Raw genomic sequence first — 17,821 nt, forward strand, 5'->3', positions numbered from 1 at the left:
AGTATGTCATAACGACACAATTGTTAATATGTCATAACCTTTTGTTTAGCTTGTAACCTGCTGTTGAGCCTAAATAAAGATGTAAGACGATTAGTTTACTTATTGAAGAGAGGAAATATGCGTCTACAGACTTCAAAGTTAAAACGCGCCGTGGCACTCGTAGCTGCCTCCTGCACGCTCGGTACCTGCTGCATCGCTGGATCCATCGCATGGGCGAATAGTGAACAGGGTAAAGATGGTGCAAATGTTGGAAACATCGATGATACTAAAAAAGACAATGGTACTTCTATAACCATTCACAAGTACCAAAGTCCTGCAACTGATACTAGATCTGATGGATCTGATCAGAGTAATCTTGTTAAGGATAAGAAGCCAGTTAAGGGTGTTGAGTTCAAAGTTTGCAAGGTCACTCTTAAGGAAGGCAAAGATGCTGATGCCAAGAAGATTGATTTGTCTACAGCTGAAGGCTGGAAGAAAATCAAAGACATCCAGGAGCTTGACCCTTCTTCTGCTACGAAGAATGCAGCTTCATTCCTCAAAGGTGATAATGCTAAATTCGTAACGGTCGATACTGATTGCAAAAAACAAACAACTGGTGAAGATGGTTCCACAAAGTTTGATAAGCTTGCCGAATCGCTTTACTACGTTGAAGAATCTGACACAAAGGGTGCTCAAATTAAGGATGCTCAGGGAGTGTGGAAGCCTGTAACTGTTACCGGTAAGGTTGATCCATTCTTCATCACAACGCCTTTGCCTCACAAGACTGCAAATACATGGGAATGGTTGTACGACGTCAATGTGTATCCAAAGAACGACACCAGTGACGACGTTGCTCGTAAGACGCCAAAGACTCCAACCAAGCTTTATACTGATGATGGAGACGCTATTATTCCATGGGATATTTCTATGCCTTTGACTCCTCCTTCTGACAATAAAGCTTATAAGAAGATTGGATTCGTCGATTCTCTTCCTGAAGGTTTGACGTATGATAGCTTAGCTGAAGTTAAGCTTGTTAAGAAAGGGAAAGCGACTGGTTCTACAGCAAGTGATGTATCTCTTACCGAAAATACTGACTACAAGGTTGAGACTGGTACCGATAAGAAAAAAGTAACGTTTAGTCTTTCTGACTCTAGGCTGAATACGCTCTCTGAAGATTTCAGTAGAAGTACTTATGTTCTGAAAGTTACTTTAAAGACGAAGGTCGCTAAGGATACCAAGAACGTTACCAACTCGATTAACGGCTGGATTGATGACAGCAAGATTGGTGATGACGGTGATCCGGAGCATCCATGTGTTCCAACTAAGGAAGATCCGAAGAAGTGCGATAAGAACCCTCACGGTACTTCGCATTTTGCTACCTTGAAGATCACCAAGGTTAATGATGCTGCTGATAAAGCTAAGGGCAAGAAGCCATTAAAGGGTGCAGAGTTCACTGTTTACCCAGTTAAAGAAGGTACAAAGTTTACCGATGTTTCAGGTAAAAATGTAACTAAGGAAACTATTGATGGAAAGCTTGATAAAGGTACAAACGATGCCAACGCTATCAAGCTTAAAGCAACTGATGATAATGGTGTAACCACTGCAAACTTGTTCATTGGTACTAATGATGTTGCTTCCAAGATTTACTGCGTTGTTGAGACCAAGGCTCCTGCTGGCTTCAAACTGAATGAAACCCCAACTTGCTACGAGGTTAAAGTAGAAGCCAAAGAACAGGCAGCAGCAGGTCTTAATAATAACAACGCTCACGAGATTGTCAACTCCCAGGCAACCGAACTCGACAAAATCCTTAGCAACTTGCCAATGACCGGTGCTCGCGGCTTGGTGATTTTGACAGTTTGCGGCATTGTTGGCATCGCTGGCACGCTCTTCTACGTTGTGATGAAGCGTCGCAAGGAGCAGGAGCAAGAGTAAAACTCGCTCGTTGGCTGAGTGTTTTGAACGATTGTTCCAGCTGATTTGCTCTGCCGGTTGCGCAGTTTGGTTTCGAAACAAGCTGTGCAGCCGGTTTGAGCTGATTAGCTGCGCGGTCAGGTGTAGCGCAAACGCAAGAAATTCTCCGGCAAATGTTCCCAAACAACGCAAAAACGACAACAAACGCCGGAAATTCCTCAGCAAATGTTTCCGAAGCTTTGCATCAGTGCTCTGCTGAAGTTGCTTCTGTAGCTTTGCGCCAATGCTTTGCAAACGTCGATTATTTATTGATTAGCGAACTTTAGCATTAATGCTCTGCGGACGTTGAGTATTTATTGCTTAAAGAACACTAGCGTCATTGCTACTGCGCACATCACATCAAACACACTCACCATCAACCCATCCGCAGCTTAATTGCGCGACTCTAGTTGCACTTAGTAAACCACGCAGTTGCGTAACTTTTGCACGAGTCTATGAGTTTTGTGTTGGCATTTAGTATGTTGAGAGGCTGGAAAAATTGTGTTCAGCAATAAAAGAGGACTGAGGAAGCTACGTTCTTTTAAGAACAAAGCAGACAGTAAAGCCTTTAACAGCCAAAGCGACGAAGGACGGGAGCTTGCGCAAACACAAATTTTCCAGCCTCATCAAGCCCAAAGAACAAGAACATCAGCCAAAACTCATAGACGATACCCAAGAATATCGAAAATAAACTCGTGCAACAACGACAAAAACTGGCACTTCTCTAAATCCTGCATAGTCCCTGCTTTGCTGTTGCTTGCATCGTTTGCGTCGCTTATTTATCCGCACGCCGCCATGTGGCTAAGCCAATACCACATGTCGGAAGTTGCTGCTGAGTACGCGAAGCTTATAACTCATGCTGTTCCTGCTCCGCATGAGCAGCTCCGCCGCGCTCGTGAGTATAACAGTCAGCTTTCGTCGGGTGCTATTTACGAAGCAAATACTAACATACCGACTTCTCACGGAGTTACTTCCGATGCGAGTCAGGATTATTGGGATCAGTTGAAAGTGAACGACGACGGGTTGATGGCTCGTTTGCGAATCAAAAAAATTGATCTTGATTTGCCTGTGTATCACGGCACAGAAGATGCCACTCTTCTGAAAGGTCTTGGTCATTTGCGTGGAACTTCGCTTCCGGTTGGCGGCAAGGGCGCGCGCTCTGTGATTACGGGGCATCGCGGTTTGGCAAGTGCGGAAATGTTCACAAGGCTGGACGAAGTTGGAAAAGGTGACACTTTTACAATTGAGGTTTTCGACGAGATTCTCACCTACAAGGTAGTTGACAAAATCGTTGTGAACCCTGATGAGACGAAGAAGATTGCAGCTGTTCCTGGCAAGGATTTGGTGACACTTATTACTTGCACGCCGCTCGGCATTAACACGCAGCGCATTTTGGTGACTGGTGAGCGAGTTGTGCCAACGCCTGCGGCGGATAAGGCACTTCGTGGCAAGAAGCCGGATGTTCCGCGATTTCCGTGGTGGGTTTTGGGCTGCTTTGGTAGTTTGTGCGTTGTGGGCGGCTACGTTTGGTGGGCTGGTCTGCCGGTTAAGAAGAAAAAGAAGGAAGACGAAGAAGATAGTGCGAAAGATAGCGCGAAAGATAGTGCGAAGGATAGCGAGTCAAGTAGTGCTGCAAGTAGCGAAGAAGATAGAGAGTTAAGTAGCGCGAAAGATAGTACTGTACGCAGAGAAGATCTTGCGCGTGAGGAAGCTAAGGCGATTAAAAATCGTCCGAAAAAACGACCGAAAGTCAAAAAGTCTAGTTCACGCAAGAAATGCAAGCGGAGTGGTCACGGCGAAAAGACTTTCGACTGGCTTATAAGCATCCTTGGTTTATGAGCGATTGCTTATAGGCAATAACAAAACTTAATAGAAAAACTTAATAACAAACTTGTGGTGCCGTGGGGGCGACGCAAAGCAGTTTAAAACAATGCAAAACAGGTGGAAACAATGAAGAGTATTTGGACGATTATGCTAAACGTTCTTGTTCGTATAGGTCAATTGACTCAATGCGCAACTCGTGTAGCTAAACGTACGACTCAGAATATGTACCGTGTGGCTAAGAGCGCGGCTGAGCGTTTAGCTAGTCGTGTGTCTAATCGTTTGGATGATCGTATAGCTAATTGCGTGAATAAACGCTCATCTAAACGCGAGTCTGTTTTTGCATATCGTGCGTTCAGTAGCTCTTTTGCCACTGCTCTTAAAACTGTTCTTGTTTGTTCTCTTTCGGTAGCAATGTTGCTACCTATTTGCATTACTGCTGAAACCGCAGTTGCTTTGGATAGTGCTAATAATTCCGCAAATAATTCCACAAAGTCTGATCCAAAGTCTGATTCTAACTCTAATTCTAATAATCCAGACTCTAATCCAGACTTATCTGCATCATCTCAGTCTTCTGCGTTACAGAGTTTCGACAATTCACAAGGATCTGTAGATTCAGGGAATCTACTCTCTCGATCTTTTAATCCTTCTGCAGGCTCTGGCGCAGGCGTGCCGTTTGCTTCTCCGTTTGCTTCTCAATTTGATTCTCCATTTGGTTCTCCGTTCGGATCTCAACCAAAGTCACTTTTTGAGCGCGCTGCAGAAGAAGAAAGAGCAAAAGCGCAAAACCGCGACGCTAAGAATTACTCAGCTCGTGAATCTTACGAAGTGTATCGCCCTGGATGTAACAAGGATTACGCTTTAGGCGCATGCATTACTACTGACGGCGATGGTGCTGGTTTGCGCGCTACGAACGGTCACGATTTGGATGTTAATAGCCTTGGATACAACTTGGAATCTAGCGACCAATTTGCTAGTGCAGCAACGAGACCTCGCGGCCACTACGAAAACGGTTCTGTACCTGAAGATCCTTCTGGCACGGATCATTACGGCGCAACTTACTTCACTCCGTATCCTAAGGGCACTTTTATTATGGGTCGTTTACGCAACATGGCCTTTAACTATAAGGGTTCCGGCGTCGACAGAATTAACTTGCCTATAGATGACACTGCAGATTTCGTGTTTGTAAAGCGCACCCCTAAGCTTTCCGGTGGCGGCTTCGTGTGGGATATTATTTTTAACGCTGGCGGACGCACTCAAGGCGCTGGTGCTGCTCTTGATTACTTTACGATTCCAAAAGGTCAGATTCTAGACAAGGGTAGCGAAGGCGGAAGGCAGTATATTCAGCGTGTTCTTTACAGTGGCAGGGAAGCTACTGCTTTGTATAAGAAGAATCAAGGCAATAATAATCCTCCTCGCGAAACCTGCTCATTCTCGTGGGATAATCCTAACGGTTTATGCAGCATTAAAACTGACGGTAACGATTTTGATTCTGGAGATGACTTAGTCGCAGCTTGGAATAAGATGCGCGGCACTGACGACAGTAAGAATGGCAATTATTCTAGGATCCTTCCGGATGCTGTAACAACTGAGGATTTGGGTAGTTCTGACGCTATTGGTTGGTGCCGTGATGGTCAAGGTTTGGACTGCATTAGATCCAGTAGCTATGGTGCTTTGGATGAAGGCGATCTTAAAGTTGTTCCTAAAGTTGAAGGAAGCTATAACAGAGGCTATAGTCCTGCTTATGTTGCTCTCGTGCAAAATCTTTATAGATCTATAAAAGATGACACGCAGCGCGTATTTAGTTTTGTGAACAATATTAAGTCTGGCGAGATTGCTTATACGTATAAGATTCACTTCACTACTACAACTTCTACGACTAAAAACAACTCATATTGCTCTTCTAATAACGTGGGTGATGGCACGGGTTGCGAAAACTTTTCATTCTTCTACGCTGCAGGATCTTACTATGGTAAGAGACAGAGCAAAGGTTTTTATGGTGCTACTGACCCGTTTGGTGTTACTAAAGCCAGTAAATATTCCATGACTAATTTTGGTCGTGACGCTAACTTCTACATGTACACTGTAATGCATCAGCAGTGGTATGGTGCGCCGCGAATTATGGATATTCAGGCTCCTAGATACCACTTCCTTAAGGGTACTGGTTTAGGACCGTATAACAGTGACAGTGGTAATTATCTTGAGCACAGGCATATTTCATTCTCTAGTGTGTTGCTTGGAATAGTAAATCAGCCTTTGGGAACTTCATATCTTATGAACGAGAACCAAGATATACGCTTATTGCCTGATTATTATTCCCCGAATAACGGCTATGCTCGAGGTAATCAGTGGTTCCGTAATCCTGGTATGAACGACCATAATACGAAGGATTCAGAGCCTGGTAGGCATAAGCTTGAGCTTAGATATAACGATAGAACGTATCATATGAGTGAAACTCAGGATTTGTGGTATAGGGTTATTACGCAAGCAGACGTGTTTAAGCCTTTGCAAACTGAGGAATATGACGAAAATAACAAGACTCCTAAGTATTATTCTTACGATCAGCCGCTTCCTAATCCTCTTATTATTGATAATCGTGATAATAATGCTGGGTTTGTGAATTTTGTTGGCAAACGTTCTGATTTGTATAGGCAGGTAATGGCTTTCGATCCTAACTTGTTCCCGCCTGTTAATAAAGATGAGTATGGTTCAAGGCATAGGTATGGTTCCATAAAGCAGAAGAAGGGCTCTAAGACAAACGATTATCCGCTTGATGCTAACTATTTGACTAATAATCCGGATGGAGATTCTAATACTCCGCTTAAGAATCTTGCTGTTTATAAAGCTGAGTGGACGAATAAGTGGGGTGATGAGTCTCGCTCGAACACTCTTCAGGATGCTGATTTAAGCGTTGCTGCTAAAGTGCCTATTGTTAGCGTTGTAAATCCTTGCGGTCATTCTAAGATTCTTGACGAATACAAGGATAAAATTAACGGTCAGTCTAGGTCTTCTATTTCATTTAGATCCATAGATAGTGACGATAATTCCGCTGCAAACAACGATCGTGCAGCTATGGGTGAGGATCGTGAAGACAGCATGCCTGAATGCTGGCCTAAAGCGCAAAATGCTACTAAGCGTAATGTTTGGTTTGTAAAAGATGCTCCTAAGACGGGCGATGACGGTAAGGAGTTGAAGCCTGGAGATCCTGTAAAGAAAGACTTGCAAGACAAAGTCTTGGCTAAAATCAAGCGTATTTACAGAACTTGGATGCGCAACAAGTATAGTGCTCAGCTGCAAGATGGCAAGAATCCTAAAGTTTTGCCAAATTACGTGTTTGTAAAGTACGTAAAGATTACGTTCTGGGATAACTCGACTACTGTTATACCTGTTGTATTCCCGTATGTTGATTACGAGAAGCCAACGTTGGATGTAAAAGTGAGCGTGAATAATGGAAATCCTGTTGATGCTCCAGCTGATGGTTTGAAGATTCCTGTTAATAGCAAAATTAAGTTCTGGGTTAAAGGTCATGACGATAAGAGGATTTTGCTTGGCGTAAAGCCGCAGGAAGCTACCGACTACTTTACTAACGATAAAAATAAGAGATTCTTTGATAGTAAAAAAGTTGTTGTGCGCAATGATTTCGATATGATTACCACTCCGCGTGACAAAAAGAATGATTGCGATACTCGCGGTTGCGGCGATTTTACTACAATAAGCTACGATCAATTCATTCATAAAAATGGTGAATCTGATAGTAAGACGGATCAAGTTGGCTGGGTTACTAACAGCAAAAATTCTAAAGATGATGGTTCTCCTACAGTATTAGTGGGCGATCAGAATAGAAATCACGGTGTGCATGATTTGATATTCCATGGTTGGGATGCTGCAGGTAATTCCGTAATAAAGAAAATTAAGCTGATTATTGTATCTCCTGGCTATGGTTTGCCAAACGTTTGGTGGGATAAGAAGCCGAATGGACATTATGTTGGGCGAGTGAATCCTTGGGATGAAGATAAGCGCGTGCGCTCGATTATGGTTAGGATTTGGGCGCGCGGTAAGGAAAAGCCTAGGAAGGATCATAACTACGATAAGCTGTGTCCAAATGATGGCAGTTGCTACGGCATTGTTATTCAGCGAGACGGTAATAAGAAGACTGATCTTTGGCATCAGGTTAATACTTTTAATCACAATAATGATGCTGCAAGCCCGGATGGGTCTAGAGCTGCTGAGGATAGAGCTGCTTTAGAGGACAGAGATGCAGTTGATGACAAGGCAGCTGACGGCAAGTCGGCTGACGGTAAGGCGGCTGACGGTAAGGCGAAAGTTGACAATAAAGCTAAAGCTGATAGCGAAAAAACTGATAATGCCAAACCAAGGGAGAACTCTACCCAAAATCAGCAGGATGAGCAAGCTAATAAGCCTCAAACTAGCAACAAGCCTGCTTCCTTGAAGATTTCAAAAGCAACCAAGAAGGATACTAAGAAGAATTCTAAGAATAAGACAGCTAAGAATAGTTCTAAGAAGAATTCTAAAAAGCGCAATGCTCCTGGAAAGCGCAGTAAAGTAAGATTTGCTGTGCTAAACGAAGGTGATTCTTCTAAGAATGCGAATACTCAGAAATCTGAAGTACAAAAATCTGAAGTAAGTAATGGTAAAAAACAGAGTGATGCTGCTAATACTGCAGAAAACGGTAGCGCAAGCAAAGATAATAAAGGCAGTAACGATAGCAAGGACTCTAAGAACGTCAAGGATTCTGAAGATGCTAAGTCAGAAGAATCTAAGGGTCAGGATCGAGATGCTGAAGGAGAAGATCGTTCTGCTAAAAAAACTGCGAAAAGTAACGATGATTGGCGTAAAGAATTTAGTAAGCGCATTCTTACAGCAAAGCTTGGAGATCATATCAAGGGTTGCACTGCTAACGGCGGCGATAAATGCGAAATTACTTTTGATCCTGTAACTGGAAATATTACGATTCCGGAATACTTTGCAGAAATTGGTTCCAGAATTTACGTAGACACTTACTCTGTGCCGGAAAATAATCCAGATTGGCGTCAAGATAAACTTTGGAAGCTTATGGAGCCAGGCAATCTTCAGGATTACGAAGAATCTGACCCGCTTCCGCTCGATATTGCGTGGCCAAACGGCTTAGTGCAAGTGAACCCGTTTGAGCTTAATAATAACGAAATCGTGGCAATGCTTTCTTGGATGAGACACGATAAGCGTAACGAGCGAATTTTCGGTTACCGCAAGGAAGAAATTGGCGTTAAAGGGCAAAAGAAGTACGATACTTACGACCAGTACGACAGTGGCTTTAAGCCGAAAACTACTCAAGCAAAGTATGCTTATGGTGACGATAAGCCTCAATATTCATGCGAGTCGAAGACGGATCAGCAGTGGAAGCTGTGCTTAGATGGCGTTACTGGTATTGGCAAGCTAGATGAGAAACATAAACTTAACGAAATGCTGTACGCTATAAAGACTCTTTCTTTCCAAAAGTTGGAAGCTGATGACGAGACTACGCTTAACCCGATTGAGCATAAGGTGACGCGCTTCGTTGATATGCGCAAGGACTATACGTGGGGATTAGTAGACAACAACAAGAAAAGTGTTGACGGGCGAAACGATCCTGGATTTGACGGGCTGCAAAACGGCTTGCATGGAAATCAGAAGTTTGGCACGCAATACTTTGTGTACAAGTGGAACATAAACTCATACCGTAAGGGCGGCAATGGTAAGGCGTTAAACCTTCAGGATGTGCTAAAGCTTGTAAAAGGTACGCCGAACATAAATACGCAAGAGGAAAGTAAGCCGCAGCCTTCGCTAACTCCTATGAGTGCGGCGGATAATAAGCAATTTGACGCATGGAATGGTTCGTACCCTATGGCTGTTGCTGGTGGATTAGGTTACGCTGTGCGTGACAATACATGCGCTGCGTCTATTGCTGCTCATAACGGTGTTGCGCAAGAAGGTAAGTGTCAGTGGCGAAATAAGCTTAATTTAGTGAAGTACACGCCTAAAGAATTTATTATGGATTCTTCTTCATTCTCTTACAATGCTTCTGTAAATATGAAAAACGGAAGTGAAGTACATATTACAGATAAGCTTATTGAAAATAAGGGTAGTCAGCATGCTGGCGAAGATAAGTATGTTAGTGAATATGCTATTCACAAGGACTTCCTTATGCCTGGCGGTGAAGATCTGAACGGTCAAGCAGACGGCGAAAATATTGGCGACATTATAACTAAGAATATTGATGTTGACACTATGAACGACTATGACGCGTACGGTGAAGGTACTTCGAAGCCTGAGGGATACGCAAATAACAGGCCATTCATGCATGCGCAACTTTATGTGAATAATGGTCAGGTTACGAACGATCTTCTGCTTCGTGAGCCTAGTAAGACGCCAGATAACACAACGAACGTGATAAACGTGTGGTTTATGCCGGTTGATAATGAGAAGCCGACGATTAGTGCGAAGAGTTATCAGGAGTGGGACGGTAAGCCATGGGATATTCACGGAAAATGCATGATTAACGGCGATGTGAATAACTGCAATACAGTTGATGATGATGTTATTACTCTTGATAAGAAAATTTATGCAGGTAATAAAGCTTGGTATGAGGCTGATAATGCAACGATTAATTTACCTGCAGCACTAAAACTAGACGATGATTTCAATGCTTACGAATCTGGCAAATGCACAAGAGAGTGGAAACATGGCGGTATATTTAATAAGCAATACGTCACTTTGTGCCCGAATAGTATAAACAGTAAAGTGCTGGTTAATAATCTGAATGTGTATATTCAAGCGAATAATATTCAGGATTCTAGTGGTAAAACTTCTAGTCCGATGGTGAAGTTTGTTAGTAACGGCGTTACAAATAAACATTTGCTTAGAAGGTTTGTTGAAAAATACAGAAGCACAGATTTAGAAAATCCAAGTGTAAATAAGCAAACTGTATTTACAATGTATGCTGAAACTACGGATAGTGCTGGAAAGCAAAGTGCAAAAACTGTTGTTGGATGCTTTAAGGCTACGTGGACAGACATGGTGAAACCATCTGTTGTTGCGTACGATGGTAAAAGCAATGAATTTGCAAAGTATGATGACTGGCTCAGCAAAGATGGTTCTTCACAAAACCGCGATTATAAAGTTGTCGTTAAATCAGGCTATGGAGCTAAAAGAATGGTAGTTTACTATCACCCTGCTTCAGAGCTTGAGAAACCTGTTACTAGTAATGGTCTTTTTGGCTCTGCTGCAAACTCAAATGAGACTAACTTGGAAACCAGCATTGGTAAAACAATTTCCGTATGCTGGAATGGATCGTGGAGTGTATGCGCTGGTACTTTCAAGCCGAATGAAGTAACGCTTAATCACGATAATGATGGTAATGCTGTTATAACATTCCCTAGTGGTTTCTTAGCTCCAGGAAGCGTGGTTCGAGCACGCAGTCGTCTTGAAGTTGGTCCATGGACGTATATGCCTGGTGTTAGAAGCCCTGAAGATCTTTCCGATGATTCGCTTAATAGAGACGGAAATAAGACTGCAAGAAGCGGTGGAAGTAATCGAAGCGGCGGAAATAGCAGAAACAGCGGAAATACGCGTGCTGCAAAAGGTCGCACTGCAAAAGGTAAAAACTCTTACAAAGACGACGCTAGTTCAGAAGATACTCTTGACGTGCTGCCAATGGCTTACGCAAAAGAAAAGCCTAGCGAAGTATGCCGTCCGGATTACTGGAGCGCAGACAACTGGTCTGGTTTGAAGAAGCCGTCCGACTGTGTGTACTTCGGTGTTACTATGAAGCGTCAAATAGTGCAAATACACCCAATGCTGCTAAGCGGTCACGAGGAGCGCGCAATACGAATGGATTTGCACAGTGAAAACAACTTTGCGGGCGAACCAAAGAAGGGAATTTGGCTTCAAAACGATAGCGAAATCGTTACGAATGAGGATCCAAGGCTTGAGCCTGGTAAAACTATGGTGACTTTTAGGAAGTATGACTATAGTGCTATGGACGATGAGCATAAGCCTTTGAATCCGCCTACCTATAGTGGCCGCCAAGTAGGGAATATACAAGACGTAGCTGTTATGACTCGAGGCTGGAGAAGTCGCGTGCTTGTGCCAAATCCGCGAGAAAATAAGATTACGCGATTTGTGCGATTGCGCGCGCCTGAAAACGTAGATAGTGAGCATGGTGGCGATAGTAAGGGTGCTGCAGACTACTTAGCTGATGCGCCTACCAGCTTCGAAGAAACTAAAGATAATAGTAAGGCTCTGCGCGTAGCTGGGCGTTCGTATGATCCAGGATTCGTTCTTTCGAAAGATAAGAAGTCTCTTCTGTATCTGTATAATGCTTCAACTAAGCGCAACTTTACGCTTAATGATTTGCAATATGCGTTGAAGCTTAAGCGTAACAGTACTTTGCACCCAGCAAACGAGTGTGGAAACTATGTTGATGGAAGTCAATGGGCGTTTGCTGATTGTCAGCCATCCTTGCTGCCAGAAGTAAGAGGTAGCGATAAGGTTGATGGTGAGAAAGGTCGAAACGGCTTCAGCTTTGATTGGAATACGCACTTCTATACGTATAATCCGTCTGAAGACCATAGGTCTGGTGCTGCTTCTGCTGCTAACGGCGCTGATAACGACAATGGTGGTACTACTGAAGAAACTTGGTATGTAAACGTCATAGATATGATTTCAAAGGGTGGTACCGGCGGTGGATATTCTATTCCTAATAGCTCTGGCGTAACGTCTGAAAGTAGTAATACTGGTCTTTCGCTTACCGACTTCGCTAATATTGGCGCATGGGGTAGGTCTGGCAGTATTGGATCTGACTTAATTGGTCATAAGGTTCTTAAGAATCCAGATAATGGTTTGTCGGTTATTATGACATATGGCGATAGCTGGGTTGGAGATACTCATAAAACGCGAGGCAAAGAAGGCGGCTGGAATAACGATGCCAACTACGAATTCGTAATGCCTGTGTACCTGGTGCCTGTTGATAACGTTAAGCCAACTTTTGCTGCAACTGCAGGATCGCTTCTCAGTGGTCACGCGGATGCTAATAATCCTTACGTTGTAACGATGGAGGAGAAGGACTACGCTAAGCTCACGGTTAAGGGTAATCCTGTAGAATACAAGGACGGAAAAGTTTCGAAGTCTCAAAGCAAGGAGAGTGGAAAGACTCTGTTTGCGGATGTCCACGACGATTACGACAGTTTCGGTGATCTCAGCAACTTTAGCCTGGTTGCATGCAAAGTCAAGAAGGCTGGCGGCGCAACTGATTTTGACAGCTGTAAGTCAATAATGGGCAAAGATGGCTCCGTGGATACTGCGGCGTTCAAGAAGTTAAAGACTGACGGTGACGGAGTTGAGTACGCTTTGTACGGACGTGCAAAAGATAAGTCCAGCAATGAAAGCGACGGCTTTGGTGATAACGGTAACAGAGGCCACTTAGTCGGATACTTCAGCTTTGGTTACTTGGTTCGTCCGGTTGCTCTGCCTCACAGCGGCGGTCAAGCTGCAATATGGTTCAGCTTCATATTTGGCGTGCTGTTGGCGTTGTTCTTGGCATCCGGCGCGTTCGGTAGGCGCGGATGGCTTGGGTCGGTTCTTAGTGGTCACGGATTCGGCGCACTCACTGACAGCAAGCATTGCGACGCTTCTGCAGAAGTGCTTCGAAGCGGCAAGCCGTTCTTCAAACTCAAGTCAAAGTTCAAGTTCAAGTGGCTTCGACGCTGACGCGTAAAATGCGTATGAGTTTGGACTTATAGCGTTTGCGTAAGTCCAAACTCACCCGCGAAACATATTTGCCTGCGACGCAATAGGTTATATACATCTTAATTGCGCGTTATTCAGTCGCGTGGATATTAGTGTGGTAGAGATTTGAGATTTTTCGCACTGAACGAGGTGAACGTCAGAGCCGCAGGCTGCTGATTCACCGAGTGAAGAAGAAAAATCGAAAAATCTCTGCGATAAGGCACGGTTATTAAACATTAAGCACGCAGAGTTTGGGGGATTTCTCTACGAGCACTAAAAGAGGACTGAGAAGCTACATTCTTTAAAGATAGGCGAACACACTAAACTCTTTTAGCAGCCAGAGCGCACGAAGGACGGGACGTGCGAGGAGAGAGATCCCCCGAAACTCGCGCCACGTTAAACAAAATGTAATATAAACTATACTTTCTCATGAAACTATATTCGCCTGCGACGCAATATAATAAAAGTATGACGCTAGTATCAAGCAAACAGCATGACTTGCAGCATGCGCAATCGTCCGCGCAATCGCCTATACAGCTTTCGCAATCGCCTATGCAGCAATCAGACCCAATCATTCCGCGCGTGCTAAGCATAGCTGGCACAGACCCAACAGGTGGAGCCGGAATACAGGCAGATCTCAAGTCAATTATGGCGGCAGGCGGTTATGGCATGTGCATACCAACTAATTTGGTTGCGCAAAACACGTGCGAAGTGCGCGAAGTATTCACGCCGCCAGTAAGCTTTTTCCGCACTCAACTTTCATGCGTGTACGACGACGTTACAGTTGACGCACTAAAAATCGGCATGCTTGGATGCACAGAATATATTGAAGCAATGCGAGACTGGATGTGTGATAACCCGGTTCCTGTAAGTGTTCTAGACCCGGTGATGATATCAACTTCCGGGAAGCGCTTGCTTGAGGCGAGTGCTGAAAATGCGATGCGAAACTTTATAAGCTGCGTTGATGTAGTGACGCCAAACGTGCCGGAATTGGCGGCTTTGTGCGAATCGCGCGTTGCGGAAAACTTTGAGGAAGCTTGCAACCAGGCGCGCAAGTTGGCTGCAAAAAACAGTGTTGTTGTAATCGTAAAAGGTGGGCACTTAACTAGCGAAGACGTTGGAAATACTGCGGTTTTCCCGGATGGTGACGCGCGGCACGTACCAAGCGAACGAGTTGAAACAAGCACAACTCACGGAACTGGTTGCTCGCTTTCTTCTGCGCTTGCTACGAAAATTGGGCTTGCTTTGCGCGAGGAAAAGAATTTGAGCGATCACGATACTGTACTTTGCGCACTTGAATGGTCAACGGCGTGGCTTCGAGAGGCGATTGCGGCTGGAAGTGAATTACATGTTGGGCGCGGCGGCGAGCGCGGTCATGGACCTGTAAACCACTCCGTACGAATCTTGCGGCAAACTGCGTGAGCGCGCGCTTATAGTGCGAGCGTTGTCTCGCGTTGGCGCGACGACATGCTTGAGCGCAGCACAGTGCGCGCGAAAGCAACTCGGAGCGTCCGATTTACTCAGTAATCACGCTTTTAAGCTCGCGCGCAACTTTCCCAGCATCCTCAGCGCACATAAGCGCCGACACTGTGCAAACTCCGTCAAGCTCAAGACCTCGAATAGGGAACACTGTGTTCTCGTGAATTCCGCCAATTGCCAACGTTTTTACGCCCATAGAGTGCGCAACTTTCGCCACTTCGTTCACTCCGTCAACTCCCAGCGGCGGCACGTCGTGCGCTTTCGTATGCGTTTCAAAAGCTGCACCAATGCCAATCACATCCGGCAGCGGAACGTCATTTTCTTTGCACTCGCGGTAAGCTTTCTCCATCAAATCCGGTCGAGCGCAAGAAAGCCCAACCATCCACTCTGCCGGCATCGCTTTTCGCGCCTCAACAAACGGCGTATCCTTTTGCCCAACGTGCAAGTTGAAACCAAGCTGAGCTGCGCAATCAACATGATCGTCTATGAATACAGGCACATCGCCGTGCTCAGAATCAATAAGCGCATGACGCAACTTCTTCGCCTTTGCTGAAATTTCAGCGTCGTCGGAATACTTATCGCGCAATTGCACAACTGTAACTCCGCCTTCAACTGACTCTACTGCAACTTCTTCTTCCGGGCGATTTCCCATGCGCGGATCCGTTACCAAATACAGTGTCCAATCAACAGGCTCCACCGTAAACTCAATATTTGTCAAACTAAACATGTCGTTTACGCTAAGAGTTGAAAGCGCATCCATCCACAGTGTGCGGAAAGTGCCGGGAGCTGTGGTTTGACGAGCTGCCCAAGTTCCAGCCGCTGCTGCGTGCACGTGTGCTGCAACAGTTGCTGCGAGCGGACGTTCTGGGTTTGCGCCAACGTATGCTGCAACCAACGCTCCCAAAGCGCAACCGGTTCCAACTACTTTAGTCATAGTTTTATGTCCGCCGGTTACGCGAGCTAAGCAACCGTGAGCGTAAATCGCGTCTTTTTCGCCAGAAATTGCCACTACTGAGCCGTACTTTTTTGCTAATTCGCGCGCGGCTTGAAGAGCATCGTTCACGTTATCGTGAGAATCCACACCTTTGCCGTTGCTTTCTTTGCCTGCAAGTGCCATTATTTCGGAAGCGTTTGCGCGAATTACGGTAGGGTGGTGCTTAATAATTTCGTGTATAAAGCGCGCGCGTGGAGCAAGTGCTGGAACGCCGATTCCAACCGGGTCAAGCACCCACGGAGTATCGGCTTTTTCGCATCCTTCAACAGCTGCGCGCATGTATTCGGAAGTTTCTGGCTGATGGAATGTGCCAACGTTTATGAGCACGCCTGTGGCAATTTGCGCAAGTGCATGCGCTTCTTCTGGGTCGGTTACCATGATCGGCGACGCTCCTGCAGCGAGTAGTGCGTTGGCTGTAATGTCTTGCACGATTACGTTCGTGATGCAATGGGTGAGTGGCTGCTGTGTGCGCACGCGTTCGATGCATTGACGCACGTCGTTAAGAAACATGCGGCGGCGTGCGCGTACAGAGAAGCATGTGTCGACTTGCGTTGTTGAGCTTGTGCAGTATTCGTTTGCTTCGTTGCAGTTAGTTGTTTTTTCAGTGTTGCATGTTGTCATAATGTTTCCCTTCGCTAGCACTATCTAGATCAGGTTTTACGGATGTAATCTCAGCGCCGCCCGCGATTTTGCGGCAAATGCGCACTCCGAACCATCCTTCGACTATATCTTTTGTTCGTGACTTACTTTCTTCTGCGTGAGTGTCTGATTTTGCTTGTTTTGGGACACTGGTGCAGTTTGTGTTCTGCGTTCGTGTCTCTGGTTGGTAGTTTCGTGGAGCATTTGCTGGAAAATTCTCGACGTTTCGCAGCACTTGCAGGAATCTACAAAAATCGCGCCGCATTTTTGCAACTTCTTCTACATATTTTCGCTTGCAACTGTGTAACCATAAGTATGGTAAACATAAATATAAGTAAACAATAAGTAGATTATAGAAGTTACGAAAGCGAGATAACATGGCAAACGATTCCATGCTAGAACAAAAGACTCCGCTCACAGCGCGCGAATACGCGACGCGCACAGCAATACGCACGATTGCAATCATCGCATCTGTTTATGGTATGGCTGCTTCGTGGGAAGGCTTGATGACCTTTACTTATTTTACGAATCTTTCTAACCTGATGATTTGCGTAGCTCTTGCTGGATCGCTTTTGCTTGATACAGCTGCGTTTATGCGTGCTCGTAATTCTGTAGATTCAGCAGCGCAGCAAGATTCCGCAGCATCTTGCGCATGGTTCGACTCAAAATCCAACGCTTGGTACATTTTCAAATTCATGATGACTATCTCAATTGCTGTCACATTCACTTTGTACCTGTGTTTCTTAGCACCTACCAATAAGCTTGGTTTCGTTGGCGCTTACATGAATAACGGATGCAGCAGCCTTTGCGTTCACGCAGTTGCGCCGCTTCTTGCAATCGCTGATTTTGTGCTTTTTGATTATCGTTTCCGCTCTACTCGCGCACATTTGTATGTTTCTACTGTTCCGCCTCTTGCTTATGTTGCTTATGCTGCTATGCTTAGCGAGTTTGCTGGTGTTCGTTGGGGTGTTCATGCAATGCGCGCGCCTTATAATTTCCTCAATTATGGTGCTCCTGCTGGCTGGTTCGGCTTCGCACCGCAAACTTTTAATGCCACTACTTTGGGCGTTGGAGTTGCGTATTTGTTAATTGTGTTTACTCTTATTTTTATTGGTGTCGGCAGTGTATTTCTTGCGCTTAAGGATGCTCGCGCTCGTGCAATATTAAAAGAATAGTATTGTTGCGCGCCACTATTGC

Annotated in this window: 6 protein-coding genes and 1 riboswitch; of the genes, 5 read left to right on the forward strand and 1 reads right to left on the reverse strand. The window is 45.0% G+C overall.

All coding sequences use genetic code 11. The annotated features are described in order from the left end of the window. Positions 1-117: 117 nt before the first annotated feature. From D0T18_RS05940 to thiD, 4 genes are all read left to right on the forward strand, one after another. Positions 118-1,911 (forward strand): SpaH/EbpB family LPXTG-anchored major pilin, encoded by a 1,794-nt coding sequence (locus tag D0T18_RS05940; RefSeq protein ID WP_116440672.1) that lies wholly within the window; start codon positions 118-120, stop codon positions 1,909-1,911. A 696-nt stretch (positions 1,912-2,607) separates the two neighbouring features. Beyond that, a complete protein-coding gene (locus tag D0T18_RS05945; RefSeq protein ID WP_205411955.1) occupies positions 2,608-3,768 on the forward strand; it encodes a class C sortase in 1,161 nt (386 codons plus the stop codon). A 111-nt stretch (positions 3,769-3,879) separates the two neighbouring features. Further along, positions 3,880-13,494, forward strand: coding sequence for a hypothetical protein (locus tag D0T18_RS05950; protein WP_116440674.1), 9,615 nt, complete (start codon positions 3,880-3,882; stop codon positions 13,492-13,494). 486 nt (positions 13,495-13,980) lie between these two features. After that, positions 13,981-14,934 carry a bifunctional hydroxymethylpyrimidine kinase/phosphomethylpyrimidine kinase gene (gene thiD / locus D0T18_RS05955; RefSeq protein ID WP_103013816.1) on the forward strand — a complete coding sequence of 318 codons (954 nt, stop codon included), beginning with the start codon at positions 13,981-13,983 and terminating at the stop codon, positions 14,932-14,934. A 94-nt stretch (positions 14,935-15,028) separates the two neighbouring features. Here the strand turns inward: thiD and thiM are convergent, their stop codons facing one another. Then, positions 15,029-16,606, reverse strand: a complete 1,578-nt coding sequence (thiM, locus tag D0T18_RS05960; protein ID WP_033888471.1) for a hydroxyethylthiazole kinase — start codon at positions 16,604-16,606, stop codon at positions 15,029-15,031. Further along, positions 16,596-16,705: riboswitch (TPP riboswitch) on the reverse strand. Its footprint overlaps the gene before it by 11 nt. Positions 16,706-17,001: 296 nt before the next feature. Between thiM and D0T18_RS05965 the strand changes: the two genes are divergently transcribed. Next, on the forward strand, positions 17,002-17,799 hold the full coding sequence (locus D0T18_RS05965; RefSeq protein WP_102703235.1) for a hypothetical protein: 798 nt from the start codon (positions 17,002-17,004) through the stop codon (positions 17,797-17,799). Positions 17,800-17,821 lie beyond the last annotated feature (22 nt).

Origin of the sequence: Gardnerella swidsinskii (assembly GCF_003397705.1) — a bacterium.
GTDB lineage: Bacteria > Actinomycetota > Actinomycetes > Actinomycetales > Bifidobacteriaceae > Bifidobacterium > Bifidobacterium swidsinskii.